This window comes from Enterococcus sp. FSL R5-0957, assembly GCF_038008005.1.
Lineage (GTDB): Bacteria > Bacillota > Bacilli > Lactobacillales > Enterococcaceae > Enterococcus_B > Enterococcus_B faecium.
Window position 1 is genome coordinate 2,045,448 of the sequence record NZ_JBBOYG010000001.1, and the last position, 25,706, is coordinate 2,071,153.

A 25,706-nucleotide genomic window follows, 5' to 3' on the forward strand; every position below is an offset into this window, starting at 1 on the left:
TTATGAAAGTAAAAAAATTATCCTTGCAGACGCTCCGCCGATTCATTCCTTACCTTACTGCCTATGCAAAAGACATTTGGCTAGCTGTGCTACTAGGAATCATCAATGGGATTGCAACAGTTGTGATGACGTTACAAATTGGTCAAAGTATCGATCAAATGATTGGAGAAGGACAGGTCCGCTTCAATCGACTGTTCCATTTACTTATTCTATACGGTGGTATCGTTTTAATCAACGTAGTCAGTCAATGGCTCATCCAAGTGTTAAGCAATCGGTTAGCTTACTTATCCGTTGCAAAATTAAGAAAAGATGCATTTGCTCATCTGAATCGATTGCCACTTCGTTATTATGATCAAAACTCCCACGGAAATATCGTCAGTCGATTTACAAATGATATGGACAATATTTCCATTGCAATTTCTGCGGCCTTCAATCAATTATTTTCTGGAGTGGCAATCATCATTCTTTCGTTTATTTTTATGATGCGTCTAAGTCCACTTCTGACATTGGTCGTTCTTTGTTCTACACCAATTATTTTCCTTGTGAGTTGGATCGTTGCTCGTGCTTCACAAACAAATTTCGATAGACAGCAAAGGATTATTGGGGATATCTCGGGCTTTGTGACCGAACGAATCGGTAACCAGAAAATCGTGAAAGCTTTTCAGCAAGAAGAAGCTAGTCAACAGCAATTTGAACTGCTAAATGCTGATCTATATGAAAAAGGACAACGGGCACAATTTTCTTCTTCCTTGACAAACCCGTCTTCTCGTTTTGTAGATCACCTTGCTTATTTATCGATTGGTTTAGTTGGCGGCCTATTGGCATTGAAGAGTGGTTCGTCAATCACTGTTGGTGTGATTTCCAGCTTTACGATCTACTCAAGTCAGTTTTCTAAACCATTTATCGAACTTTCTGGAATCACGACACAACTGCAAACCGCTTTTTCTGGTCTAGAACGAGCATTTGATTTGATCGATCAGCCAGAAGAAAAGCCTGATTTGCCAGATGCCTATGCCTTGGAACCCAAACATATCAAAGGAAAAGTCTCTTTTGATCATGTTTCTTTTTCTTATGACCCCAAACAGCGTTTGATCGAAGATTTCAATTTTACTGCTTATCCAGGTCAAACCATTGCTATAGTAGGAAAAACAGGGGCCGGAAAATCCACACTTGTTAATTTGCTGATGCGTTTTTATGACACAACAAAAGGAACAATTACAGTCGATGACCATGACATCCGCTCTATCCAACGTGATACATTACGTAAAAGTTTTGGAATGGTGTTACAAGATACTTGGCTATTTGACAGTACATTGCGAGAAAATCTTCGTTTTGGGAATCCGGAAGCAAGTGACGCAGAAATCAATGATGCCCTAAAAGCCTCTTACATGTATGAATTTGTAGAACGTTTGCCGGAAAAATTAGATACTAAGATTGGCGGTCAAGGGTTAAAGATATCAGATGGACAACGCCAACTGTTGACGATTGCTCGAACGATGATCAGTAATCCCCCTATGTTGATCTTAGATGAAGCTACCAGCTCAGTCGATACATTGACAGAGAAAAAAATCCAACAAGCCTTCTTAGCAATGATGGAAGGAAAAACCAGTTTTGTGATTGCCCATCGCCTGTCCACAATCAAAAATGCGGACCAGATATTAGTGATGGATCAGGGAGCTATTGTCGAAATGGGCACCCATGATGAGCTGCTTCAAAAAGATGGTTATTACCGACGGCTCTATCAAGCACAATTCACAGCACAATAAAAACAAGCAGTCTTCTGGGATGGGAAGACTGCTTGTTTTTTATTTAGCGTGGATCGCTAAACTTCTTAAAATTTTTTTGTAAGGAATACTACGTCCTACGTAATAAATGGCAATTGATTGAATCGGTAACCATATTACTGTTTTTAACAGGCGGGGCGCCCAAACGACCCAACTGAACAATGGCACATGGTACATCAACGCAAGCCATAATGGTGTCAAAAATAAGTTGATGATCAGCGTGACACTAAGCGTAGCCAGAATGGCATTTTTCCAAGTGATCTCTTTTCGATAGAAAAAGAATCCGTAGATTGCTCCTTCAATAAATGCATTCAATGTAAATCCAATAAAGAATGCAGATTTCGAGAAGAGGGCCATTCCTACTAAATCAGCTAAAACTGCGCCTATCCCTGACCAAAAAGGACCAAAAAGAATGCCCATGATCACTTGTGGAATAAATGTGACACTGATTTTAATAAATGGGGTCTCGATTGCTACCAGTCGGGACAAAGTGACCATCAATGCAATCAATAAGCCCATAATAGCAATCATACGTGCGTCTAACCGGTGTTTCTTCATTTTTAGCATCTCCTTTAAGAGCTGCTACATCGTATCATGCAGCGAATGCGAAAATAAAACCGCGAACATTACGTCCTTCGTCCAAGAGGCAACATCCCATCCTCTTAGCACTTAACGCTTTATTTTCTACTCTGTATTATTTTTGGGATCTTTTCCCACAGAAACTATAGCATATTTTCACATTTACTGCAAATACGAAAAACTAATATTATTGTTTATATTATCCAATACGTTCGTATTATATCGCATATTATCAGTTTGTTTAGCTTTTATAGCTACATATAGGCGAACATTAAACGTTATTTTTCCATACGCTTATCCATCAAAATGAAAGTGGACGCTTGTCTATTTCATGGACGATTCTTCGAAAATCTAGGAAGCCGGCTTCCAGTCCTCTTAGTAGCACCTCAGCTGTTCCGATATTCGTAGCTAACGGAATCTCATAGACATCAGATAAACGGATAAGTGCTGTTACATCTGGTTCATGGGGCTGTGCAGCCAGCGGGTCTCGAAGAAAAATCACCAAATCTAACTGATCCTCCGAAATCATGGCTCCAATTTGCTGATCCCCGCCTAACGGTCCGGATTTAAACCGATGGATCGGCAAGCCGGTTGCTTCCGTGATCCTCTGCCCAGTCGTCCCGGTAGCAAAAAGTTCATGTTTTTCCAATATTGTTTTATACGCTGTTGCTAATTTCACCATCATAGTTTTTTTTCGGTCATGAGCGATCAAAGCGATTTTCATAATAGACACTCCTTTTGATATTGTTAACATACTTATTTACTCCAGTGTATCAGTTTTTATTTCTTATGGATATTTATTAAAGCTTAAAACTAGCACATTGACAAAAAAAAGAAAAAATTCTTGTTCAACATGACATTGCGGTTAGTTAACGCTTTCATTTATACTTTAAATAGTTAATAAAACTAAAAAAGAAAGTGTGGAACGTATTATGGTAGAAATGGCTCTGAAAAACGTATATAAAAAATATGACAATGCAGAAAATTATTCTGTAACTGATTTTAATCTATCAATCAAAGACCGTGAATTTATCGTTTTTGTTGGTCCTTCCGGCTGTGGAAAGTCAACTACTTTGCGAATGATCGCGGGACTGGAAGATATCTCTGAAGGAGAACTAAATATCGGCGGAAAAGTCATGAATGACGTGGCACCTAAAGACCGTGATATTGCCATGGTTTTCCAAAACTACGCATTGTATCCTCATATGACTGTTTTTGATAATATGGCTTTTGGCTTGAAATTACGTAAATATGATAAAGCAGACATCAAAAAACGTGTGGACAATGCAGCAGAGATCTTAGGTCTGACAGAATACTTGAAACGAAAACCAGCTGCTTTATCTGGTGGACAACGCCAACGTGTGGCATTGGGACGGGCAATCGTTCGGGATGCAAAAGTCTTCTTAATGGATGAGCCATTATCAAATTTAGATGCTAAATTACGTGTAGCCATGCGTGCTGAGATTGCCAAACTTCACCAGCGTCTTGAAACAACGACCATCTATGTTACTCACGATCAGACAGAAGCGATGACTATGGCTGACCGAATCGTTATCATGAAAGACGGATTTATCCAACAAATCGGTACACCGAAAGAAGTTTATGATACACCCGTCAATATGTTCGTTGCCGGCTTTATTGGATCTCCTGCCATGAACTTCTTTAATGTGACATTGAAAAATGGTGTTATCACAGATGGACATGGGCTTAAGCTTCGTATTCCTGAAGGGAAAAACAAAGTATTAGTTGAAAAAGGTTATGAAGGAAAAGAAGTTATCTTCGGTATTCGTCCAGAAGACATCCACAGTGAACAAGTAGCCCTTGAAGCTTCACCTGAAGCCGTAGTCAAATCAGAAGTTGTCGTTTCCGAATTACTTGGAGCTGAAACGATGCTTTACACAAAAACTGGTTCTACTGAGTTCATCTCAAAAGTAGATGCAAGAGATTTCCATAAACCAGGCGAAATAGTCGACCTTGCCTTCAACATCAGCAAGGGCCACTTCTTTGATAAAGAAACAGAACAAGTCATCAAACTTCCATAAATTGCCCCCTGTTAGAGCTGTGCCAGAAGATGTTGGTGCAGCTCTTTTTAGGACAAAAAACTCTCATCTTAGAGGATTTATTATCCATTACTAGATGAGAGTTTTTTTTTGAGAGATCATGTCTAATATGTCGTTTTCTTCGCGTACCCTTGAATCGACTCTTTCCGATTTTCTTTTTTTGCTGCCGTAAATACGGGGATATCAAAATATTTGCTGAGTGTTCCTGCTATAAAATAAGCAATATTATAATCAACTAAACTGTGGATGAGCCCACCAATCCCCATCAAGATGAATACTGTATAAAAATATCCTTGAGAATAATATGTTTCAGGCATATTACCAATAAAGTAAAAGATGCTGACTACTAGCATTTCTGCTAAAGAATGAACCACACCGATCACAAAATTGAACCCTTGGAAACGCCAATTAGCAAAAGTAAACTGTCCATTTTTTAAAACGATACTCGGATGCTTTTGCAAGTACCAAGCCCCAATCAACGCAAACACAAGATGTGACAATGCTCGCAATGCGATGATAACCGGCGTTGTTAAAAAGAAACCAAATGTCGTACCTAGCGCAACAGCCACTGCAACTCCTGGTGTAAAAAACATCGCAATAAATAATGGCACATGAGACGCCAAAGTAAAGGAAGCTGGTGGAATCATGATTTTAGGCATGACCATTGGGATAATGACCCCCATCCCAATCAATAAAGCAGAAATCGTTAGTTTTCGAACTGAATTTTTTCTCATTTTTTCTCTCTCCTAATATGTCTTGACACATAAATGTCGACTTAGTATAACTCACTTACTAATAACTGTCAAGACACATATTCTTTTCTAAATCCATACAAAATGAGTGTGAGTATCAAGTATAAGAATTTTTTGATCAAGAAACAAAAATAGGAGATGTGACAAAATTTGTGTCACATCTCCTTGTTCAGCATAATAGTGGTCAAAAGCTTGCATCAAGTAATAAGACCAACTAACTCAAAAACATGAGAAGCTGTTTTTTGAAATTGTTCCTTGTGACTTAGAGTTAAACGGCAGGCCCACAACCTCTTTCTTAAACGGTGTTCAAAAGCTTGCATCTGCGGTAATAAGCCCAAACAAACGAAAAACATGAGGAACTATTTTTGTTTGGCTGTTCTTATTACTTGATGCAGGACAGCTTTTTCACAACTTCTGTCATAACCTCTTTTTTTACTGCATATTTTCTGACATCGCATTGCTTAATGCGGCGAATTCTTGTAATGACAAAGTCTCCCCACGACGTTTTGGATCGATTCCAGCTGTTTCCAAGCTTTTTGCTAACCATGCTTTTGTCTGGTCATCTTTGCCATAAGAATGCTGCAAGTTATTCCAAAGCGTTTTTCTTCTTTGCTGAAATGCCGCTTTTGTCAATCGGAAAAATGCTTTTTCATCTGTCACTTCGACTGCCGGTATATCTCTTCTTGTCAGTTTCAAAATCGCTGAATCTACATTTGGCTGAGGGACAAATACTGTTTTTGGTACGATGAATGCTAAACTGGCTTCCATATAATATTGAACAGCAATCGATAATGAACCATAAGCTTTCGTTCCTGGTTCAGCAGAGATACGATCAGCTACTTCTTTTTGCATCATGACGACTAGTTCATCCACAACCAAATTTGATTCAAGAAAATGCATCATGATCGGTGTCGTAATATAGTAAGGTAAATTCGCTACGACTTTTAACGGAAGCTCCTCATGAAATGTTTCTCTAACAGCTGTTGACAAATCGGTCTTTAAAATATCTTGATGTACAATAGTCACATTGTCATAGGGTTGCATCGTATCAGCCAATACAGGGATCAAACGATCATCGATCTCAAATGCTACGACTTGTTTTGCATGCTTGGCTAATTGTTCCGTCAATGCACCGATTCCTGGTCCAACTTCGATCACGTTCGTATGTTCATCTATTTGCGCAGTTTCTACGATTTTCCTTAAAATATTTGGTTCAGTCAGAAAATTTTGTCCTAAACTTTTTTTAAATGAAAAACCATGTTTCAATAAAATCTCTTTTGTTCTAGAGGGTGTCGCAATTTCACGATATTCACTCATGTTGTTCCTCCACTATTTTCATTGCTTGGGCGAGTTCTTTCGGCGTAATACGAAACATCTTCAAACGTTTTTCCAATTGTTTGCCGTTCGTGTAACCGATGCGCAACTCGTCACCTAGTTTTTCTCGTTTTTCTTTTGCTTGTGCCCCAGCTATTAAACCATAGTCTAAAAGGTCTTGTCTAGTGATTTCAGAAACAGCCGTTTGGGAAATGTTTGGCGTCACGACCTTTTTCAATGCTTCTAAAATAGCAGCATCACTTGCATGCTCGACACCAAGGCTTCCCTTTTTCTTTGGTTTAGCTTGTGTGCGCGGCAAAAAAGCATGTTTTGCCTGAGGAACAGCTTCCATAATGATTTTTCTTATTTTTTCTCCTGAAAAATCAGGATCGGTAAAAACGATCACCCCACGAGTCTCTTGGGCATGTTCAATTTGCATCAGGATCTCTTCATTGATTGCAGACCCTATTGTTTCTATCGTATCTGCATCAACTACTTCCCGCAGCCTTCTTGTATCGTCTTTTCCTTCAACGACTATAATCTCTTGGATCTTCATCTTATCCATGTTCGCTTAGACCAAATAATCGGTGCGCATTTGTCCATGTTTGGGCAGCCACTTCTTCTGTCGGAAGATTCCTAAGTTCAGCAATCTTTTCTACTGTATAACGAGTATAGCCTGGTTCATTCCGCTTTCCTCTAAAAGGAACTGGTGCCAGATAAGGGGCATCTGTTTCCACAAGTAATCGTTCGATTGGTACATTTGCTGCAGCCTCTTGGACGTCTAATGCTTTTTTGAAAGTGACGACACCGCTAAATGAAATATGCATCCCTAAGTCAAGAAATCGTTTTGCCCATTCATAATCACCACTGAAACTATGCATGATTCCACCGATATCTCGAACATCTTCTTCTTTTAGAATTTGATACGTGTCTTCAAGTGCTTCTCTAGTATGAATACTGATTGGTAGGTTCATTTCTTTTGCGATAGCAATCTGTCTACGAAATACTTTATCTTGGACTTCTTTCGGGTCTTCCATCCAATGATAATCCAAGCCAATTTCCCCTAATGCTACAACCTTTGGTAAAGTCAATTGTTCTTGTAATTTATTTTCGATTTCTTTCGTATAACTGCCAGCCTCTGTCGGATGCCAGCCGATAATACTGTATATATTTGGATAGTCATGGCTTAATTGCAAAGACTTTTCAATCGTTGGCGTATCGAAGCCCACGACCGCCATTTTCGTTACCCCCATTTCTTGTGCTCGCTGAATCGTTTCTGGAATATCTTCATTGAACTGTTCAGCATTTAAATGGGTATGAGAATCAAATATCATGTTTATCTCTCCTTTTCATTCTTACTTTAGCACATAAGCACTACTTGCAGAAGTAGCAAAAATCAAAATAGAAGAACTTGTTTTATTGAAATAGAAAAAGCACGAAGATCTAGAGGACCTAGTTCGTACTTTTTCTGTCTGTTGTTGAAATATTTTACTCTTCTGAGCGTTTTTTCTTTTTTTGATAATAGACTGGGATACCTATCAAGGTAACACCTATACCGATCAATGCTAATTTCGTTTGCGTCATCATCGTCATACCTAAAATGAAAATAGCGCCGAGAATCGCAATAATCGGAACGATTGGATAAAGTGGTACTTTATATGGACGTGGCAATTCCGGCGCTTTTTTTCTTAAAATAAAGACACCGATAAAAATCAGTAAACTGAATAGCCACATCACAAAAATCAACATGTCTGTTAAAAAGTCGAAAGAACCAAGGCTCATCATAATACAAGCTACTGCTAACTGGAAAATCGCAGGAACATAAGGAACCGTAAACTTCTTTGAAAGCTTTGTCAGCTGTTTACTGAAAGGTAGCTCGTCTTCTAAAGCCATCGCATAAGGCACACGGATCCCAGTTAGTGTATAACCGTTCAATGCACCGTATACCGAGATCAAGATCCCAATAGTGACCAGCTTTCCACCGATTCCCCCAAAAATTACGTCTGATGCTTCAGAAGCTGCATTCAAATTACCGGCAAGATGATCAATCGGCAAAGTTTTCAAAAAAACAAAATTGATCAATAAATAAACGACTGTTACAAAACTCAAACCAAGAATAATTGCTTTAGGCAAATCTTTTTCCGGCCGTTTCATTTCCCCTGCCATTGCACCGACACCTAACCAGCCGTCATAAGCAAACAACGTTGCTAACAACGCACTGCTCAATCCTTCGACAAAAGTAACATCTTTTCCAGCTTCGATTGGAAATAACTGGACAGTTCCTTGTCCTGGGGTCAATAATCCCCATATGACAATCACAGCAATTGGTATTAATTTAACAATCAACGTCACTGATTGTACAGAAGCACCGACTTTTGTCCCTAACAAATTCAACCCTGTCACAGAAACAGCGGTGATCACTGCAATCAACAAAAGATAATCGGTAGATAATTGTAATAAGTTCGTCAATTGTGTCGCAAAGATAATCGATAATGCAGCAATATTAGCAGGAAAGTAAATCAAGCTTTGCGCCCATCCTAATAAAAAGCTGGGCAATTTTCCATACGCAGCTTCAATATATTTTACAGCTCCACCAGTTTCCGGGATTGCTGTAGCTAATTCAGCCACTGTCAATCCAGCACAGATCGTTAAGAAACCACCCAAAAGCCAAGCTAGCAATGTCAAACTTGTAGACTGAGTACTAGCAGTAACAGCAGCAGTTTTGAAGAAGACGCCTGCACCGATCACGGTTCCCATAACGGTAGCTAATGCGCCAAACAGATTGATTTCTCGTTTTAGTTTGCCTTTCATTCCCATCCTCTTTCTTCTTTGAAATTTGGTATAATTTTCAGTATAACTGAGAATATTTTAATTTACCATTCTTTTTTCTCCACTTTCAGTGAAAAACTCCCTCTTAAGACGGATGTATTTCTTTTTTATTTTTCGTATACTAAACCTACCTTTTCCACGAAGGAGGAACAGTTTATGGATTTTAAGCGTTCTTATCCGAAATTAGCAGATTATTTATCCAACCGGGTCGATTTTTCCCGTAAAGAACAACAGCAGTCCCGTTGGCATTGGTTCACATTAATTTTATTTGGATTAATGACTGTTGCAACGTTATCACAAAAACTAATATTGCTGACTGTGTTCATCGCAATCGTTGCATTGATCAAAGGTCCTGTGATGATCTTGTGGGGGATGTTGTATTCCTTTTTGGTTGGGCTTTTTCCGCCTATCGGTATTTTGCTTTCAGCGATTTTCTTTTTATTGAATATCGGAACATTTACAAAGAACTGGCGGATGACCTTAGTTGGGATCTATTTTTATTTCTATCCTTTTGGAGTGATGGCACTTAGTGAAGTCATGCATTGGGATAATCATTGGTTTATAGCTGGCTCCTTGCTTTTAGGGTTGATCTTGTTACACGTGATGTTGACAAAGCTCTATCAACATTATGGTATCGGACGTACGATTTTCTGGTATGTCTTTTCGATCCCATTTGCACTGCTTACTGCTCTCTTACCAAGCCGTTTGAAGACAAAAATAAAAGGTTACCATAAAATCAAGTGATAGGATTTTTACAAAATAAAGAAAACAATCATCAAAGTCAAAACCGATGATTGTTTTTTTATCTATATTTTCAATCACACATATAAGAACACAAACTAATTGAACATAAAGTGATAGAACTTAGAATTAACACATCAACGCTACTGTTAGATATAAATATAGATGTAACAAAGTCATTGCATTCAAACTTTATGAATGTAAGGATAATAAAAAAGAGTACCAGATGAATCAATTAAAATCTGCCCGACCCTTTATCATTATGCTTTTTTTCTGTTTTTACGATTCCTATCCTATTAGTATTATTCTAAATTAACAAAAATCAGCGAAGCTCGTACTTCTTTTTCTAGGATTTATTTTGGATAGTTCTCTGTTTCTGTATTATATGATTGGCTTCGAGTAATAAGAAGGAATTTACGAAAATTGCTTCTCAAATTTCGGAAAAAGGGGGTATGACACAACTAGTGTCATACCCCCTTTGAATTTCTATGCGATTTCTGAGCCATTTGGCATGGATTTTGGTGCTTCGATCACTTGTAAAGAGCCATCTGGTGCTTCTGCAGAAAGGATCATTCCTTGACTGATTTGTCCACGCATCTTTCGTGGTTTCAGATTTGCTACAATGACGACTTTTTTCCCGATCAATTCGCTTGGATCAGGATAAAATTCAGCGATTCCTGACAAGATTTGACGGTCTTGGCTGTCTCCAGCATCTAGTCGGAATTGCAGCAACTTATCTGCCCCTTCTACTTTTTGACAGTTGATGACTTCTGCTACTTTTAGTTCTACTTTTTCAAATACATCAAATTTGATTTGTTTTTCTTTCGTTGAAACAAGTTCTGTTTCTTCTGGATCCCATTTGACTGTATCTTCGTTTGTTTGAGTACCTTCAGACATTTTTTCTTGAATAAAAGCAACTTCTTCTTCCATATCTAAACGTGGGAAGATTGGTGTACCTTTTGCAACTACTTTTGTTCCTGAAGGAAATTCGCCAAAGTGTAATCCTTCAAGATTCATTGTTTCAGAGTCCAATCCTAGTTGATTGAAGATCTTCTCTGGCGTTTCTGTCATGATTGGCTGAAGTAATATCGCTGCGATACGCAAAGATTCAGCTAAATGGATCATGACACTATTCAATTCAGCTTTCTTTTCTTCGTCTTTTGCTAATACCCATGGTTCTGTTTCATCAATGTATTTATTTGCACGAGAAATCAGCACCCAGATTTCAGCCAACGCTGTATTGAATTCCATTTTTTCCATTGCATCATGGTAACGTCCGACAACGTTAGCAGCCGTCGTAGACAGTTCACTGTCAAATGGAGTGACAAGTGAGGCATAGTCAGGAACGAGTCCATCACAATATTTGTTGATCATAGCAATCGTTCGATTCAATAAGTTCCCTAGATCATTTGCCAGATCATAATTGACACGGGAAACAAAATCTTCTGGCGTAAAGACACCATCTGACCCAAACGGAACAGCACGAAGCAAATAATAACGAAGTGCATCTAAACCATAACGTTCCACAAGCATTTCAGGATAAACGACATTTCCTTTTGATTTAGACATTTTTCCGTCTTTCATCAATAGCCAGCCATGCCCAAATACTTTTTTAGGTAGAGGCAAATCAAGAGCCATCAACATGATTGGCCAATAGATCGTATGGAAGCGAACGATTTCTTTACCGACCATCTGAACATCTGCAGGCCAGTATTTTTCGAATAGACTTTCATCTTCGGAGCCATATCCTAGTGCAGTAATATAATTGGATAATGCATCGATCCATACATACACCACATGTTTCGGATCACTCTTGACTGGTACCCCCCAAGTAAAGGTTGTTCTTGAAACTGCAAGATCTTCTAATCCTGGTTTGATAAAGTTGTTGATCATTTCGTTTTTACGAGATTCTGGCTGGATGAATTCGGGATGTTCTTCATAGTATTCCAACAGACGGTCTGCGTATTTGCTCATGCGGAAGAAGTATGATTCTTCTTTTACCAATTCTACTTCGTGTCCACTTGGCGCTTTACCACCGATCACATTACCTTCGTCATCTTTGTACACTTCTGCAAGTTGTGTTTCTGTAAAGAATTCTTCGTCAGAAACAGAGTACCAGCCTTCATATTCACCTAAGTAAATATCTCCCTGTTCTAATAAACGATCAAATATTTTTTGAACAGCTGCTTTATGGTAATCATCTGTCGTTCGAATGAATTTATCATAACTGATATCAAGCGTTTTCCATAATTTCTTGACATCAGCCGCCATTTTATCTACATATTCTTGCGGTTTTACACCTAGTTCTTCTGCTTTTGTTTCGATTTTTTGACCATGTTCATCCACTCCAGTAAGATAAAACACATCAAAGCCCATCAACCGTTTATAACGAGCAATTGCGTCACATGCAATCGTAGTATACGAGTTGCCGATATGAAGTTTGCCGCTTGGATAATAGATTGGCGTAGTGATATAAAAAGTTTCCTTTTCTGCCACGGGGCTCTTCCTCCTTTATCGCATGATGCGAATTCGTTTCCTTGCTAGTATACCATAAAAAAAGCATGCTGTTAGCTTTTTTTCAAAATGAAAAAGACTGGATAAACGACTTCTATCTACGTTCAATCTATCCTTTAAAAGGATGAATAGGTTGAATAAATGCAGGTTTTTGTTTTGTTTCATATCTAGTAAAAAACGGCTTTTTATTTCTCCTCTCACACATGGTATAATAAAGACTATCTATCTTAGTAAGGGACTGGAACAATCATGCAGAAGAAACATCTTTTTTTTACACTTAGTATTGCTTTTCTTTCATTAGCACATTTAATATTCAGCTATTTTTATATTCGTATGTATGGTTATTTTAACCTCCATGGGCATTTGAACAGTTTTATGACAGCAGCTTGGATTTTGCGTTTTATCATTGACGTATATATCGTTATTTGTGGCTTCTTTGCCATTCGTGAAGAGCGGTATAAAGTATTGCCGTTTTATCTGCTTTTCTTTTTATTCAATCTCATACTTCCATTTATTTTTCATATTTAAATGATAACCTAGATTTTCCAAGTAAATCCTTGGTTTTTTTTCAGAGTCTGCTACAATAAGGTAAAAAGTACTTTTACTGTCAATGGAGGTGGTCAGATGAACCGTTTTGCTTCTAAAGAAGAAGAAAAATTATATTATGAACATGAAGCTAGTGAAGAAGAATTTCTTAACTGGTATCAAAAACAGGAACGTCCAGAATATGACAAGCCCTCTTTGACTGTCGATATCGTACTGATGTGCTATAACAAAGAAGAAGATCAGCTGAAAGTTTTGTTGATCCAAAGAAAAGGGCATCCTTATCGAAATTCATGGGCATTGCCTGGTGGCTTTGTCCAAAAGGATGAGTCAACTGGAGAAAGCGTCTTAAGAGAAACAAAGGAAGAAACTGGTGTGGTTATTTCAAAAGAAAATATTGAGCAACTGCATACATTCAGTACGCCTAATCGAGATCCGCGAGGCTGGGTCGTCACAGTCAGCTACTTAGCCTTTATTGGAGAAGAACCGCTAATCGCCGGAGATGATGCCAAGGAAGTACGCTGGTTCACACTAGAACGTCATAGTAACAAGATCCATTTATCTAGCGGAGAAGTGGCTATCTCGCTTGATTTAGTCACTGGAGAGTCTTCTGGCAAAGATACTTTGGCTTTTGACCATAGTCAAATCATCTTGAAAGCATTCAACCGTGTAGTCAATAAAATGGAACACGAGCCGCAAGTTCTACAAGTTTTAGGTAAAGATTTCACGATTACGGAAGCTCGAAAAGTATTTGCTAAATTCTTAGGGATCGATTATAAAACGATCGATCATTCCAATTTTAAGAAAGCTATGCTCCAATATTTCGATGAGATCGGTGAACGTCCTGTAGGAATCGGCCGTCCTTCAAAAATCTATCAGCTCAAGCCGGGGCACCATGAATAAGGTTGTGAACAAAAGATTCAGACCTAATCATTCAAGAAAAAACGCAAAAACAACTCTTTGCGAGTTACGTTTTTTGTTTCAGAATTTTGATGTATTCGTAAACTTTCTGAATAAAAAATTAACAATAGCAGAAAAAGCTCGTACGAACTTTTTCTGCTATTGTTTTATTGGTTTGTCATAATTAGTGAGCTTTTCTTCAAAAGAAAAATTCCTAGAAACAAAAGTCATTAAGACTTTTTATTAACAAGGCGAACCCTAACGCTCCTATCAGTTTCATTCATTTTTTATCCCTTGATAACCGAATGTCTGCCCATTTCTTCTACTACTTGGCTCTTTCTTACGGAATTGCTTTCTTCTGCTCCGTCGGTATTGATCAAAAGAAATTTTTTATTATACCATTGGGACTTATAACGCAATTTTGTTATTAATTTATGCCAGTCATGAATAGAAAAATCAGCATGTGCTTCTTCTTTTGGAAAAGATTCTACAAATAAGTAGTCATATTGTTTGACCAATTTCCCAGATAATTGTTCAAGATAATCTTCTCGCTGGTTCTTTTGTTTCAGATAAAGATCCATTACTTTTCTCTTTTGTTTCTGATAATTGCTTGCCTGATCTAACCTGATCTTTCTATGGTGAGCGGAGCGGACTTTCACATTCAATTTCCGCTGTGCATGTTGCAGCTTTTCTTCTGTCTGGTGAAATTTTGGTAAAGTTACTTCTAGAGGACGAGATGTTTGGATCAATGTCTTCGGATGATAGGCGATCCCGATCCATTTAGCTAAAGATTCTTTTTTTACTGACGAAACATCACAAAGTAGTGCGACATAAAATTCTTCATTATATCGAGCAGAAATCGTAGCGGAGCGAATCGATCCTTCAACTGGCCGATGCTGATTTATTTTGATTAGTTCTTTTTGTTTTGGTAACTTTAAGTAGCCATTTTCCAGATAGATCGTACGGGTTTGGTTGTTGGTCGTATAAGATTGCCACATACTTTTTTTCGTTTTAAGCTTTGGGAAGCTGGCACGTCCCTTGAAATAATTGCGAAAAGCCCGATCCAAATTAAGCTGTGCATTTGCTAAAGCAAGACTGTCTACTTCTTTTAAGAATGGGTATTCTTTTTTTAATGTAGCGGGTGTAAGCGAAAAATTGGCTACTCCTGTTTGTTGCCAACTTTTCTGCCGCTTTTTCAGCAAATGGTTATAGGTAAATCGAGCACATCCAAAAGTACGAATCAATTGCTGTTTTTGTTCTTCTGTCGGATACATACGGAATTTAAAAGCTTTTAGCATCTATGTCCCTCCTAGTTAGCAACCAGAAGAGATTCCTTTTGTCGTTTTAGTTTTTTTGCGTAATATGGGACTTCCTGCTCAGTTGCATAGACAAAATGTTCTGGTGCGATTTCACGAAGTTGACGTACTTGTCCGTCATCTGGTTCAGGTTGATATTTGATTCTTCTGCGTTTTCTCTCATGGTCTGGATCTGGTAGAGGAATAGCAGATAACAAACTTTCTGTATAAGGATGGACACCGTGATTATAGATTTCATCACTTGTTCCCATCTCTAATAACAAGCCGTTATGCATTACACCGATTCGGTCACTAATATGTTTAACCATCGACAAATCATGTGCAATAAATAGATAGGTCAATTGATGTTCTTTTTGGAGATCTTGCAACAAATTGACCACTTGGGCTTGGATCGACACATCTAGTGCAGAAATTGGTTCATCACAAATGATAAAACGCGGTTTTACTGCCAATGCTCGTGCAATACCAATACGCTGGCGTTGCCCACCTGAAAATTCATGAGGATAACGAGTACCGTGGCTTGGATTCAATCCAACAGTTCTCAATAGATCATCGACTTTTTTTGCACGCTCTTCAGATGATTTAGCTAGTCCATTAACATCAATTCCTTCGGCGATAATATCTCTGACTTTCATCCGAGGATTCAACGAAGCATATGGATCTTGGAAAATCATCTGAACATCATGCCGGAATTTCGTCAAACCTTTTTTATCTTTGATCTTCGTTATATCTTGACCGTCGAATAATATCTCACCATCAGTAGGTTCATTCAAGCGAATGATCGTACGGCCAGTAGTGGATTTTCCGCTTCCAGATTCTCCAACTAAACCGAATGTTTCTCCTTCATAGATGTGAAAGCTGATGTCATTTACAGCATGTACTTCATTCTTTTTTCCTACATTGAAATACTGTTTCAATCCTTTAACTTCAAGTAGTTTATTTGGCATCAGCAATTCCTCCTTGACCGTAAGTATGTTTTTGTTTCTCTTTAAAGATAGCCCAGCGACGTTGGATTTCTTCTGGCGGTGTCACTTTGGGTGCCTGCGGAGCAAGTAGCCAAGTTGCTGCCTTGTGTGTTTTTGATAGTTCAAAAAATGGTGGTTCTTGTTCTGCATCGATTTTCATCGCGAATTCATTTCTTGGATAGAATGCGTCTCCTTTTGGCGGGTTCAATAAATCCGGTGGAGAACCAGGAATAGCATACAATCGATCGTTCGCACTATCTAATGTCGGCATTGAACCAAGCAGTCCCCAAGTATAGGGATGTTGCGGGTTGTAGAAAATTTCTTCCGATGTTCCAACTTCAACGATTCTTCCTCCATACATGACAGCGACACGATCAGCGACATTCGCTACTACACCAAGGTCATGAGTGATAAAGATAATTGATGTATCGATTTTTGTCTGAATTTCTTTCAGCAGCTCCAAAATCTGTGCTTGAATAGTCACATCAAGCGCTGTTGTAGGTTCATCAGCAATCAGGATTTCCGGATAACATACCAGTGCAATCGCGATCACGATCCGTTGACGCTGACCTCCTGAGAACTGATGTGGATAACTGTTGATACGTTTCTCAGCTTCGGGTATTCCAACTAATTTAAGCAATTCTAATGCAGCTTTTTGTCCCTCTTTTTTTGAAACTTTATTATGCTTTCTAAGGGACTCAGCGACTTGCTTCCCAATGGGCATCGTCGGATCTAAAGAGGTCATTGGATCTTGGAAAATCATCGCTATTTCTTTACCACGGATTTTTTGCATCTCTCTTTCTGATTTTCCAACGATATCGTTACCTTTAAAGAGGATTTGACCAGCATCTATATTGGCGTTGCTTGACAGCAAGCGCATGATGCTTCTGGTCGTCACTGATTTTCCACTTCCAGATTCCCCAACGATCGCCAATGTTTCTCCTTTATTCAAATGAAAATTGACACCGCGAATCGCTCGTACCTTTCCAGCATACGTATCAAAAGAGATTTCTAAGTCTTTCACTTCTAAAATTTTCGTCATCGTCTTCACTCTTTCATTTTAGGATCAAAGGCATCACGCAATCCATCAGCAAGTAAGTTAAAGCCAATCATGATAACCGATAAAGTTACTGCCGGAATCCATAATAGATAAGGCAGATACAGGAATGTCTTGTACCCTTCGCTCAACATCGTTCCTAATGAAGCTGACGGAGGCGTAAGACCTAAACCGATAAAGCTTAAAAAGGCTTCGAAGAAAATAGCAGATGGAATACTAAACATCATTTGAATAATAATGACACTAGAGATATTCGGCAAAATATGTTTGAATGCAATTTTCATTCTTGATTCACCTAATGTCAATCCAGCTAAAACATATTCTTGATCTTTTAATTTCATTGTTTGTGCACGAACGATACGTGCCATTGGTATCCAGTTTGTGATGGCCATAGCAGCCACGATTGAAAAAATTCCTGGTTCAAAAACGACCAACATCAAAATCATGACAACGAGGTTTGGAATTCCTGATAAGATTTCCAAAAAACGTTGCATCACGTTATCGACACGTCCGCCTAACAAACCAGAAACCAACCCGTAAGCTACACCAATCGTTACATCTAGTAATGCAGCAATAAATGCGATCAGCAACGAGATTCTCGTTCCCATAAATAAGCGGCTTAATACATCACGTCCCAAACCATCTGTTCCTAAAAAGAAATTTACGTTTGAAGGGACGTTTGCTTGAGCATATTTATCAACAAGTTCACCACCGACCATTGCTTTTCCATTCAATCCATCGATATTGATTCCCGGAATACGAGGAGGCAAATTGATATAAGCCACGTTTTGGGCAGTTGGATCATGAGGAGAAACAAAGATTGTGATCACAGAGATCAAAATGATGACCAATAGTAAAACCATTGAAATAACGGCAGCTTTGTTTTTCTTTAAACGGCGCCATGAATCTTGGATAAAATTCAAAGAAGGTGCAGTAATCTGTTCACGTTCTTCTTCGGTATTTTTTTGTAATGGAAGAAACTCATCCGCAGGGATATCTGCGACTGTTTCATAACGCTTTGGTATCATTTCCATTTATCCTCGGCTCCCTTCTGAAACACGAATTCTTGGATCAACTAGACCGTACAACAGATCCACGATCAAAATAACAAAGATCAGCATAAATGAGTAAAGGATCGTTACAGCCATGATCGTAGGATAATCATTTGTTGTGATTGACTTAACGAATTGTTCCCCGATACCAGGAATAGCAAAGATATTTTCTACCACCAGTGATCCGGTCATCAATGCTACAGCTAACGGTCCTAATAAAGTCATCAATGGAATCAAACTATTTCGAAGACCATGTTTAAAGGCGATTTCCCAACGGCTCAATCCTTTTGCTTTTGCTAATTCCACATAATCACTATGCAGTACTTCCACCATTTCCGTACGGATAAACCGAGCAGAGTCAGCAAGCGGCGACATGGCCAACGCAATTGTTGGTAAGATTGTGTACACAAAGCCATCCCATTTTGCGATTGGCAAAACTTGTAATTTGATTGCAAAGATATATTGTAATAAAACAGCAAATACAAAGTTTGGAATGGAACGACCTAATATCGCTACGAGTGTAGAAGATGTATCTGCCCATGTATTTTGCTTCATGGCAGAGATCGTTCCTAAAATCGTTCCTAGGACTGTTCCAAAGATAATTGCCTGTAAACCTAACTGCAAGGATGGTCCGATTCTTCCAGCTAACAAATGTGCGACTGGCTGGTTTTTAAATTGGAAGGAAATTCCAAAATCTCCTTGAAGCAAATTAGAAAGATAAATCCCATATTGTACGATAACTGGTTTATCCAAACCGACTTGTTTATTTAGCATCTCAATTGTTTCAGGACTCAAACGTTCCTGATTCGTATATGGCGTGCCCGGCAGCAATTGCATCAAGAAAAAGGTGATTGTTGCAATTAACCAAAGCGTGATGATCATGAAAAAGACACGTTTTAATACATATTTGATATAACTATTCACTAATGTTTCCCCCTAGCTTTTGACTTCTGACAGATGTTTCGCTACATTATTAGATAATGAACCAAAAATAAAGGAGCAATCAAATGAAAAAAAAATCTATCCCCTACGCAGTAGCTTTTCTACTGATTCTGGTTATTTTAATAAAAAATCTCATCAACCATTCCTTTACACTCATTCAATTATCTAATGATCTATTCTTATGGTCATTGCCGTTTCTGATTATCGGCGGTTTTTTATGGGTCTTTTCTTCGGGTTTCTTCGATCATTTTCAGCGATCGGTCCATCTTGCACGAACAAGGAACCGAAAGAAAAAACCAGAATTTTCCTCGCTCTCGTCTGCCAGCTACGGTATGTACAGCTTTTGGCTGATCATTGCCGGAATACTAATTGCTCTTTCTGCTATTTTCATGCTTTTTTCTTTGTTAGGATAAGTGAATATGAGAACGAGGTTGCGACATTTGCCGCAGCCTCGTTTTTTCTCATGCTCACGGTATTAACGATTATTCTTCAACGTATGTCCATTTGTAATCCCATGAAGCGCCTGCCGCATGGTGAACGATACCTTTGATTTTTTCATTCACTAGGTGACCTTCTGCTTTTTGGTACACCGGAACGACACCCATATCATCAGAGATGATCTTGATTGCTTTTTGGAAATCATCCCAACGGGCTTGTTCATCGCCAGCGTCTGTTGATGAAGCTGCTTTAACTGCTTCGTCATATTCTGCATTGCTCCAGCGACCACGGTTGTATGAATTACCTGTGACAAACAAATCAGTAAAGCTGCTTGGGTCTGCATAGTCAGCAGCCCATCCGCCTAGTACTGCGTCAAAATCACCCGAAGTTGAGCGGTCAAGACGTACAGAGAATGGAACAGGTGTTGGTTTGACTGTTACGCCATCCAAGTTTTCTTGGATTGAGTTTTGAACATATTCGATTACTTTTTTCGATGAATCATCATCAGAAGCCATCAAATCAAATTCTAAAGAATCAACGCCCAATTCTTTTTTCGCTTTTTCCCAATATTCTTTTGCTTTATCTTTGTCATAAGAAACTAATTTTCCAGCTTCTTTTGCAAAGTCTTCGTTCGTTGTTGGACTTTTTACCATATCTGATGGGATCAATCCTGTAGAGACAACTGATCCGTCACCTAGTACTTGTTTTACTAAAGCTTCACGATCGATAGAATAAGAAATAGCTTTTCTTAGGTTCACATTGTTGAATGGTGAATTCTTTTCACGTTGATTGAATTCGATATAGCTTGTCCGCGCTTCTTTAACAGAAGTATAAGCTGGATCGTTTGCGTTTTGCTGTGCTAACTCACCAGACAAGATCACGTCATCTGCTTGGCCATCTTTGAATAAGTTCAATGCAGTAGAAGATTCTTTTACTACACTGACTTTGATTTCAGAAAGTTTTACTGTATCTTTGTCCCAGTAATGGTCATTTTTCTTATAAGTCCATTCTGTATCTGTTCCTGGTCCATCAAAATCTTCTAATGTGAATGGTCCATTATAAACAGCTTTATCACTTGCAGATGCATAGGCATCCCCATTTTCTTCCACTACGGATTGTTTTTGTGGGAAAAATGATGGGAAAGCAAGCAGATATTGGAAATATGGTGTTTGTTTCGTCAATTTGATTTCTAATTCATAGTCACCAACTGCTTTGATCCCTAGTTCTGATTTATCTTTCTTTCCAGCTGTGATGTCTTCTGCATTTTCAACTGGCGCATACAGGTAAGCATATTCAGAAGCTGTAGCTGGGTCTACTGTTCGTTGCCAGCCATAAACGTAATCCGCTGCTGTAACAGGATCACCATTTGACCATTTTGCGTCTTCTCGTAATTTGATTTTGTAAGTTAATCCGTCTTCACTGACTTCTGCCAACTCTCTAGCTCCTGCCGGCTGTGGTTTGCTGTCTTCATCAAGACGGTAAATTCCTTCATAAACGTTATTCAATGCTGTAAAACTGATTGTATCTGTTGCAACTGATAAGTCAGCTGTAGGCATTTCTTGAGGCACGACTAAGTTAAATACGCCTCCTCCATCTGCTGAACCGCTTTTTGCTGAACTACTGTTGCTTGTGGCTGAACTGCCGCCATAACATCCAGCAAGTACAAGGCCGCATACCGCAACCAAACCAAATGTAAATTTCTTTTTCATTTTACGTACCCCTTTATTGGAATTTTCAGAATAATTAATATTTTCTGAAGTTGTTTAAGAGTTTAATGAATAATTATTAAAAAATCAATACTTTTTTTTGTCTTTTTCATAAAATAATGATTTTTTCGTGAGGTTTCAAGGAATTTTTCAGAAAAAATAGCTTTGTACAAGGTTTTCCATGGTCTTCCAAAAGCCATTAAATAATTTTCGTTATATTGTCTATTATTGCCATACAAAGATAAAAAAGAATAAATAAAAAGAAACTGTGACAAAAGTCTTGTCACAGTCCCTTATTCCGAATAAACGGTGTTCAAAAGCTTGCATCTGCGGTAATAAGCCCAACCAAACGAAAAATAGGAGGAGCTATTTTTGTTTGGCTGTTCTTATTACTTGATGCAGGACAGCTTTTTCACAACCTCTGGTACACGGTGTTCCAAAAGTAGCTTCTTCGGAAATAAGTTGGAATTTCACAAAAATTCAAGAAGTAATTTTCGTAAATTCCTTCTTATTTCTTGAAGCTGATTACTTCTGTCACAACCTCTTTTTATTATTGAGAATCTGGTCGAGGAATAATCGTTTTTGCCATCCAAATATCCGGTTTGTCCCAGCCATTTGCATTTGGTAAGACACCTACGATTTTATAACCTAATTTTTCATAGAATTCATACGGATGTTCACGAAGGTTCTGGATGGAAGCCACTTTATCAAATGTATGCTCATACAGGTCCGTTTGACTTAACGTTGTTCCATGGTCTAAATCATCCGTACCTAAATAAATCGTGATTCCTCCTCTGGAAGCTACTTCTTTTTCTAAGTAATTGACTAATCGAGTACCTATTTGGTTCTTTCGTCGGGAGCTTTCTACAACTAATGGATGCAATTCCCAACCTGTGATACCGTATTGAGGGATTGCACCAATAAATCCTACTAACTCATCTTGGTCTACCGCTGCTACCGCGATTCGTTCTGGATTCATCATTTCTTCTACTTCTTCTGCCGAGCTGTCTCCATATTCTTCCGGCCAAGTCAGTCTCAGTAAATCAGAAAGCTGATCTTTCAATACTGGATTATTACGGTCAAATTCACTGATTATCATACGTCTTCCCCCTTGTTCTTGCTTATTCTAACAGTCCTTTTGAAAAAACGAAATGTTCTCGCTCAAAAATCTTTAGCTACCAATCAGTATCTCTATTCTTTCATTATTTATCTTACTTATAAAATAAAAAAATTATACAGAAACACTTTATTCAAAATAGGAAAGATCAGGAAAGCCATCAATTGGAGGAAAAAACTCTGTTTGTTCATCATGATATAGATTATCTTTTGCTTTAAAAAAAACCAATTATGAATTGACAAATAAAACCTGTTTTCATATAATAATCTTAATTTTTAGAATTTTTAGATAATTACAAAAAAGCAAAGGGAATCGGTAGAAATACTAAGAGGAACAAAAATACATTATTGTCGTTTTCAATGTTTTTGTACTTGTTCGTTTTTAGGATACTTATTGATGATTTCAAGGTGTTCATGCCACCTTATTCATCACTTATCCTCTCTTAGGTTCACCTCTACTCCATCTACAGCCGCAGTCAGATCGATCACTCTTTAAAATTTTAACCCGTTTCAACGAAGAAAGAAGGAAATGAATATGAATCAAAGTGTTTTCTTACCAAATTATACCATTGGAACAGATGCGTATGAAAAAGCAAATGGAATCGTCAAAGAATATGGGACAAAAGTAGTGCTGATTGGAGGGAAGACTGCACTTTCAAAGGCAGAAAACAAAATAAAAGTAGCTTTGACACAGGAAATAGAGGTTGTCGCCAGTCTCTGGTACGGGGGTAATTCAACTTATGGAAATATTGAACAGTTGATCCAGCATGAAAGTGTCCAAAAAGCAGATGTCCTGTTTGCAGTCGGTGGTGGCCGTGCTTGCGATACTGTAAAAGTCATTGGTGAAAAACTAGCTAAACCAGTCTTCACCTTTCCCACTATTGGTTCGAACTGTTCGCCCGTCACTGCGGTATGTGTCATCTATAACGAAGAAGGCGTAATGGACGGACTCTTCTTTCCTTCAAAACCACCTGTACACACCTTCATTGATACAGCAATTATTGCCGAAGCACCTGATAAATACTTATGGGCAGGTATTGGCGATGCTTTATCCAAAGAAGTCGAATCTACTTTTTCTGCTCGTGGCGATGATCTAGGCTACACGGATAGATTAGGAATCCAAATCGGAAAAATGTGCATTGATCGTCTCTTGACTTATGGTACGCAAGCATTGAAAGATAGTGCCGACGATCGTCCCTCATATGCAATTGAACAAGTCGTTTCGGATATCATTGTTACTACCGGATTGGTTTCTGTTTTAGTTAACAATAACTATAATTCTGCTATGGCACACTCATTCTATTACGGTACGACTGTTCTAGAAAAAATGGAGGGATACCTTCACGGAGCATCTGTCAGTTATGGTGTACTGACCTTATTGATGATGGATCAGCAGTTCGATTTGTTTGATAAAATCTATGTGTTTATGAAAAAGAACCAACTTCCAGTATCGTTAACCGACATGAATCTCAATGTCACGACCGATTTAGAAGCAATCTTAGATAAAGCCATGGCAACAAATGATATTAAACATGTGCCTTATGAAATCACCCGAGAAAAATTTAAACAGGCCATTCTTGACGTAGAAACTTATCATGCTACACAAGAAAGCCAGCAAGGATATAAGAAAATCAGTTAAATAATTGCTAAAACCCCCATCAAGCAGGCTGTCATCAAATTGAGGACATTTCTTTGCTTGATGAGGGTTTTTCTTGTCAAAAAAAGCTTTATAGCTTTCGCTATAGAATCTTTTCTCTTATTTAAGTTGAACAGTTCCTTAATTAAGAAAACTGCTCCTTTTATGGTAATTGAAAAAACGAGTAGGCTACGATTATTTGGCAACTGTTTTTTTCATTTGCTTGCTTCGCAATTGTCCGCAAGCTGCATCAATATCTGTACCATGTTCTTTACGTATCACACAGTTTACGCCGTTTTTCTTCAATACATCATAAAATCTCAATACATCAGCTTTTGGACTGCGAGAATATTGATCATGTTCACTGACTGGATTATATGGAATCAAGTTGACATATGCTAATTTTTTCTTATCTTTTAATAGATCTGCTAATTGTTGTGCATGCTCTGGTCTATCATTTACTTGATTCAACATGATATATTCAAACGTGATTCGACGGTTTGTTTTCTCTAAATACTCATCCACAGCTTCCATCAATTTCTCAATTGGGAAACTTCGGTTGATCCGCATGATCGATGTTCGCACCTCATTATTCGGCGCGTGCAAGGAAATAGCCAGATTGACTTGCAAGCCGTTATTAGCGAATTCCTTGATTTTGTGTGCTAATCCACTAGTGGAAACTGTAATGTGCCGAGCACCAATTGCCAATCCTTTGGCATCATTGATGATATGCAAAAAGTCCATTACATTGTCGTAATTATCAAATGGCTCACCGATCCCCATTACAACGACATGTGAAACGCGTTCGCCAAGATTGCGCTCATCAAAATAATGTTGGACCATCATGATCTGCGCAACAATTTCTCCAGCAGTCAGATCACGGTTCTTTTTGAGCAGCCCGCTTGCACAAAATGTACAGCCGATATTACATCCTACTTGTGTCGTCACACAAACTGACAAGCCATATTCTTGTCTCATCAGTACAGTCTCAATCATGTTTTTATCAGGGAGTTCAAACAAATATTTTACTGTACCGTCCGAAGCTTCTTGGACGACCATCTGTTTTAGAGGATTGATGATAAAATGCTCCGATAATTTTTCGATCAATTGTTTCGATAGATTCGTCATTTCTGTGAAATTACTTACACGTTTTTGATACAACCATTCCCAAACTTGGGCAGCTCGGAATTTTTTCTCGCCGTTTTCTATAAACCAATTGATTAATTCTTCATTCGTCAAGCCATAAATGGACTGTTTTTCCAAAGTATTTTCCCTCTTTTTCTCAAAGTTTCGCTACATACTATACATGATTCATTTCCTTAATGCAATACTTCACAAATAAATCGAATAGAACTTTAATCTCACAAAAACTAAAAAGACAAGACATCATACCGTATTAGAAAAGATGGAAAAAAACCATTTTTTCTTTTGGTATCATCATGCCTTGTCTTTTTATTGGTTA

At 38.3% G+C, this 25,706-nt stretch carries 24 protein-coding genes, 1 pseudogene and 1 riboswitch; of the genes and pseudogenes, 8 read left to right on the forward strand and 17 right to left on the reverse strand.

Annotated elements, in window-relative coordinates; genetic code table 11:
• Positions 1-2 precede the first annotated feature (2 nt).
• Complete coding sequence (locus MKX69_RS09990) at positions 3-1,766, forward strand: ABC transporter ATP-binding protein (protein WP_341010031.1); 1,764 nt, start codon at positions 3-5, stop codon at positions 1,764-1,766.
• 39 nt (positions 1,767-1,805) lie between these two features.
• On the opposite strand, the gene MKX69_RS09995 is transcribed toward MKX69_RS09990, so the two are convergent.
• The gene (locus MKX69_RS09995; RefSeq protein ID WP_002289509.1) at positions 1,806-2,342 is read right to left on the reverse strand and encodes a folate family ECF transporter S component; all 537 of its coding nucleotides are present in this window, start codon (positions 2,340-2,342) and stop codon (positions 1,806-1,808) included.
• 37 nt (positions 2,343-2,379) lie between these two features.
• Positions 2,380-2,478, reverse strand: a riboswitch (THF riboswitch).
• Positions 2,479-2,664: 186 nt separating this feature from the next.
• On the reverse strand, positions 2,665-3,087 hold the full coding sequence (gene mgsA / locus MKX69_RS10000; RefSeq protein WP_002319014.1) for a methylglyoxal synthase: 423 nt from the start codon (positions 3,085-3,087) through the stop codon (positions 2,665-2,667).
• Between the two features lie 208 nt (positions 3,088-3,295).
• Here mgsA and MKX69_RS10005 point away from each other — a divergent pair, with 208 nt between their 5' ends.
• The gene (locus MKX69_RS10005) at positions 3,296-4,405 is read left to right on the forward strand and encodes an ABC transporter ATP-binding protein (RefSeq protein WP_002289507.1); all 1,110 of its coding nucleotides are present in this window, start codon (positions 3,296-3,298) and stop codon (positions 4,403-4,405) included.
• 122 nt (positions 4,406-4,527) lie between these two features.
• Here the strand turns inward: MKX69_RS10005 and MKX69_RS10010 are convergent, their stop codons facing one another.
• The 5 genes from MKX69_RS10010 to MKX69_RS10030 all read right to left on the reverse strand — a co-directional run bounded on the left by MKX69_RS10010 (position 4,528) and on the right by MKX69_RS10030 (position 9,300).
• Positions 4,528-5,157: a hypothetical protein gene (locus MKX69_RS10010; protein WP_002319013.1), complete on the reverse strand. Its 630-nt coding sequence runs from the start codon at positions 5,155-5,157 to the stop codon at positions 4,528-4,530.
• Between the two features lie 450 nt (positions 5,158-5,607).
• Positions 5,608-6,492, reverse strand: a complete 885-nt coding sequence (rsmA, locus tag MKX69_RS10015; RefSeq protein ID WP_002339752.1) for a 16S rRNA (adenine(1518)-N(6)/adenine(1519)-N(6))-dimethyltransferase RsmA — start codon at positions 6,490-6,492, stop codon at positions 5,608-5,610.
• Positions 6,485-7,054, reverse strand: a complete 570-nt coding sequence (gene rnmV, locus MKX69_RS10020; protein ID WP_002339751.1) for a ribonuclease M5 — start codon at positions 7,052-7,054, stop codon at positions 6,485-6,487. The genes rsmA and rnmV overlap by 8 nt, the downstream gene beginning before the upstream one ends.
• Positions 7,047-7,823: a TatD family hydrolase gene (locus MKX69_RS10025; RefSeq protein WP_002294001.1), complete on the reverse strand. Its 777-nt coding sequence runs from the start codon at positions 7,821-7,823 to the stop codon at positions 7,047-7,049. Before MKX69_RS10025 ends, rnmV begins: the two co-directional genes overlap by 8 nt.
• 154 nt (positions 7,824-7,977) lie before the next feature.
• Positions 7,978-9,300 (reverse strand): APC family permease, encoded by a 1,323-nt coding sequence (locus tag MKX69_RS10030; protein WP_002319648.1) that lies wholly within the window; start codon positions 9,298-9,300, stop codon positions 7,978-7,980.
• Between the two features lie 174 nt (positions 9,301-9,474).
• Here MKX69_RS10030 and MKX69_RS10035 point away from each other — a divergent pair, with 174 nt between their 5' ends.
• Positions 9,475-10,062 (forward strand): hypothetical protein, encoded by a 588-nt coding sequence (locus MKX69_RS10035; RefSeq protein WP_002307249.1) that lies wholly within the window; start codon positions 9,475-9,477, stop codon positions 10,060-10,062.
• Positions 10,063-10,545: 483 nt separating this feature from the next.
• Here MKX69_RS10035 and metG read toward each other — a convergent pair whose 3' ends face one another.
• Entirely contained in the window at positions 10,546-12,555 is a 2,010-nt protein-coding gene (gene metG, locus MKX69_RS10040; RefSeq protein WP_002289325.1) for a methionine--tRNA ligase, read from the reverse strand.
• Between the two features lie 267 nt (positions 12,556-12,822).
• Between metG and MKX69_RS10045 the strand changes: the two genes are divergently transcribed.
• The gene (locus MKX69_RS10045) at positions 12,823-13,101 is read left to right on the forward strand and encodes a hypothetical protein (protein WP_002289337.1); all 279 of its coding nucleotides are present in this window, start codon (positions 12,823-12,825) and stop codon (positions 13,099-13,101) included.
• A 96-nt stretch (positions 13,102-13,197) separates the two neighbouring features.
• A complete protein-coding gene (locus MKX69_RS10050) occupies positions 13,198-14,019 on the forward strand; it encodes an NUDIX domain-containing protein (RefSeq protein WP_002293995.1) in 822 nt (273 codons plus the stop codon).
• A gap of 284 nt (positions 14,020-14,303) precedes the next feature.
• On the opposite strand, the gene MKX69_RS10055 is transcribed toward MKX69_RS10050, so the two are convergent.
• The 5 genes from MKX69_RS10055 to opp3b are packed head-to-tail and all read right to left on the reverse strand — an operon-like array spanning position 14,304 to position 19,330.
• Positions 14,304-15,314, reverse strand: coding sequence for an RNA-guided endonuclease TnpB family protein (locus MKX69_RS10055; protein ID WP_002319647.1), 1,011 nt, complete (start codon positions 15,312-15,314; stop codon positions 14,304-14,306).
• 11 nt (positions 15,315-15,325) lie between these two features.
• On the reverse strand, positions 15,326-16,279 hold the full coding sequence (locus MKX69_RS10060) for an ABC transporter ATP-binding protein (protein WP_002289330.1): 954 nt from the start codon (positions 16,277-16,279) through the stop codon (positions 15,326-15,328).
• Complete coding sequence (locus tag MKX69_RS10065; RefSeq protein WP_002289332.1) at positions 16,269-17,339, reverse strand: ABC transporter ATP-binding protein; 1,071 nt, start codon at positions 17,337-17,339, stop codon at positions 16,269-16,271. The genes MKX69_RS10060 and MKX69_RS10065 overlap by 11 nt, the downstream gene beginning before the upstream one ends.
• 5 nt (positions 17,340-17,344) lie before the next feature.
• Positions 17,345-18,388 carry an ABC transporter permease gene (locus tag MKX69_RS10070; RefSeq protein ID WP_002293994.1) on the reverse strand — a complete coding sequence of 348 codons (1,044 nt, stop codon included), beginning with the start codon at positions 18,386-18,388 and terminating at the stop codon, positions 17,345-17,347.
• On the reverse strand, positions 18,389-19,330 hold the full coding sequence (gene opp3b, locus MKX69_RS10075; RefSeq protein ID WP_002293573.1) for an oligopeptide ABC transporter permease: 942 nt from the start codon (positions 19,328-19,330) through the stop codon (positions 18,389-18,391).
• A gap of 83 nt (positions 19,331-19,413) precedes the next feature.
• Here opp3b and MKX69_RS10080 point away from each other — a divergent pair, with 83 nt between their 5' ends.
• On the forward strand, positions 19,414-19,761 hold the full coding sequence (locus tag MKX69_RS10080) for a DUF3899 domain-containing protein (RefSeq protein WP_002293992.1): 348 nt from the start codon (positions 19,414-19,416) through the stop codon (positions 19,759-19,761).
• Positions 19,762-19,830: 69 nt separating this feature from the next.
• Here MKX69_RS10080 and MKX69_RS10085 read toward each other — a convergent pair whose 3' ends face one another.
• Complete coding sequence (locus tag MKX69_RS10085; RefSeq protein WP_002339749.1) at positions 19,831-21,495, reverse strand: peptide ABC transporter substrate-binding protein; 1,665 nt, start codon at positions 21,493-21,495, stop codon at positions 19,831-19,833.
• Between the two features lie 178 nt (positions 21,496-21,673).
• Between MKX69_RS10085 and MKX69_RS10090 the strand changes: the two are divergent.
• Positions 21,674-21,748: pseudogene (locus MKX69_RS10090) on the forward strand (ribonuclease P); the annotation flags it as partial.
• Positions 21,749-22,042: 294 nt separating this feature from the next.
• Here the strand turns inward: MKX69_RS10090 and MKX69_RS10095 are convergent.
• The gene (locus MKX69_RS10095; protein ID WP_002293989.1) at positions 22,043-22,591 is read right to left on the reverse strand and encodes an aminoglycoside 6'-N-acetyltransferase; all 549 of its coding nucleotides are present in this window, start codon (positions 22,589-22,591) and stop codon (positions 22,043-22,045) included.
• A 552-nt stretch (positions 22,592-23,143) separates the two neighbouring features.
• Between MKX69_RS10095 and MKX69_RS10100 the strand changes: the two genes are divergently transcribed.
• Positions 23,144-24,247: an iron-containing alcohol dehydrogenase family protein gene (locus tag MKX69_RS10100; protein ID WP_002339745.1), complete on the forward strand. Its 1,104-nt coding sequence runs from the start codon at positions 23,144-23,146 to the stop codon at positions 24,245-24,247.
• Here the strand turns inward: MKX69_RS10100 and MKX69_RS10105 are convergent.
• Entirely contained in the window at positions 24,244-24,450 is a 207-nt protein-coding gene (locus tag MKX69_RS10105; RefSeq protein ID WP_002307236.1) for a hypothetical protein, read from the reverse strand. The genes MKX69_RS10100 and MKX69_RS10105 overlap by 4 nt on opposite strands.
• Positions 24,440-25,507 carry a 23S rRNA (adenine(2503)-C(2))-methyltransferase RlmN gene (gene rlmN / locus MKX69_RS10110; RefSeq protein WP_002293986.1) on the reverse strand — a complete coding sequence of 356 codons (1,068 nt, stop codon included), beginning with the start codon at positions 25,505-25,507 and terminating at the stop codon, positions 24,440-24,442. Before rlmN ends, MKX69_RS10105 begins: the two co-directional genes overlap by 11 nt.
• Positions 25,508-25,706: the final 199 nt, after the last annotated feature.

Bases quoted from the DNA above. Each gene is read 5' to 3' on its own strand.
- MKX69_RS09990 (WP_341010031.1), top strand. From the start codon at position 3: ATGAAAGTAAAAAAATTATCCTTGCAGACGCTCCGCCGATTCATTCCT.
- MKX69_RS09995 (WP_002289509.1), bottom strand. From the start codon at position 2,342: ATGAAGAAACACCGGTTAGACGCACGTATGATTGCTATTATGGGCTTA.
- mgsA (WP_002319014.1), bottom strand. From the start codon at position 3,087: ATGAAAATCGCTTTGATCGCTCATGACCGAAAAAAAACTATGATGGTG.
- MKX69_RS10005 (WP_002289507.1), top strand. From the start codon at position 3,296: ATGGTAGAAATGGCTCTGAAAAACGTATATAAAAAATATGACAATGCA.
- MKX69_RS10010 (WP_002319013.1), bottom strand. From the start codon at position 5,157: ATGAGAAAAAATTCAGTTCGAAAACTAACGATTTCTGCTTTATTGATT.
- rsmA (WP_002339752.1), bottom strand. From the start codon at position 6,492: ATGAGTGAATATCGTGAAATTGCGACACCCTCTAGAACAAAAGAGATT.
- rnmV (WP_002339751.1), bottom strand. From the start codon at position 7,054: ATGGATAAGATGAAGATCCAAGAGATTATAGTCGTTGAAGGAAAAGAC.
- MKX69_RS10025 (WP_002294001.1), bottom strand. From the start codon at position 7,823: ATGATATTTGATTCTCATACCCATTTAAATGCTGAACAGTTCAATGAA.
- MKX69_RS10030 (WP_002319648.1), bottom strand. From the start codon at position 9,300: ATGAAAGGCAAACTAAAACGAGAAATCAATCTGTTTGGCGCATTAGCT.
- MKX69_RS10035 (WP_002307249.1), top strand. From the start codon at position 9,475: ATGGATTTTAAGCGTTCTTATCCGAAATTAGCAGATTATTTATCCAAC.
- MKX69_RS10045 (WP_002289337.1), top strand. From the start codon at position 12,823: ATGCAGAAGAAACATCTTTTTTTTACACTTAGTATTGCTTTTCTTTCA.
- MKX69_RS10050 (WP_002293995.1), top strand. From the start codon at position 13,198: ATGAACCGTTTTGCTTCTAAAGAAGAAGAAAAATTATATTATGAACAT.
- MKX69_RS10055 (WP_002319647.1), bottom strand. From the start codon at position 15,314: ATGCTAAAAGCTTTTAAATTCCGTATGTATCCGACAGAAGAACAAAAA.
- MKX69_RS10060 (WP_002289330.1), bottom strand. From the start codon at position 16,279: ATGCCAAATAAACTACTTGAAGTTAAAGGATTGAAACAGTATTTCAAT.
- MKX69_RS10065 (WP_002289332.1), bottom strand. From the start codon at position 17,339: ATGACGAAAATTTTAGAAGTGAAAGACTTAGAAATCTCTTTTGATACG.
- MKX69_RS10070 (WP_002293994.1), bottom strand. From the start codon at position 18,388: ATGGAAATGATACCAAAGCGTTATGAAACAGTCGCAGATATCCCTGCG.
- MKX69_RS10080 (WP_002293992.1), top strand. From the start codon at position 19,414: ATGAAAAAAAAATCTATCCCCTACGCAGTAGCTTTTCTACTGATTCTG.
- MKX69_RS10085 (WP_002339749.1), bottom strand. From the start codon at position 21,495: ATGAAAAAGAAATTTACATTTGGTTTGGTTGCGGTATGCGGCCTTGTA.
- MKX69_RS10095 (WP_002293989.1), bottom strand. From the start codon at position 22,591: ATGATAATCAGTGAATTTGACCGTAATAATCCAGTATTGAAAGATCAG.
- MKX69_RS10100 (WP_002339745.1), top strand. From the start codon at position 23,144: ATGAATCAAAGTGTTTTCTTACCAAATTATACCATTGGAACAGATGCG.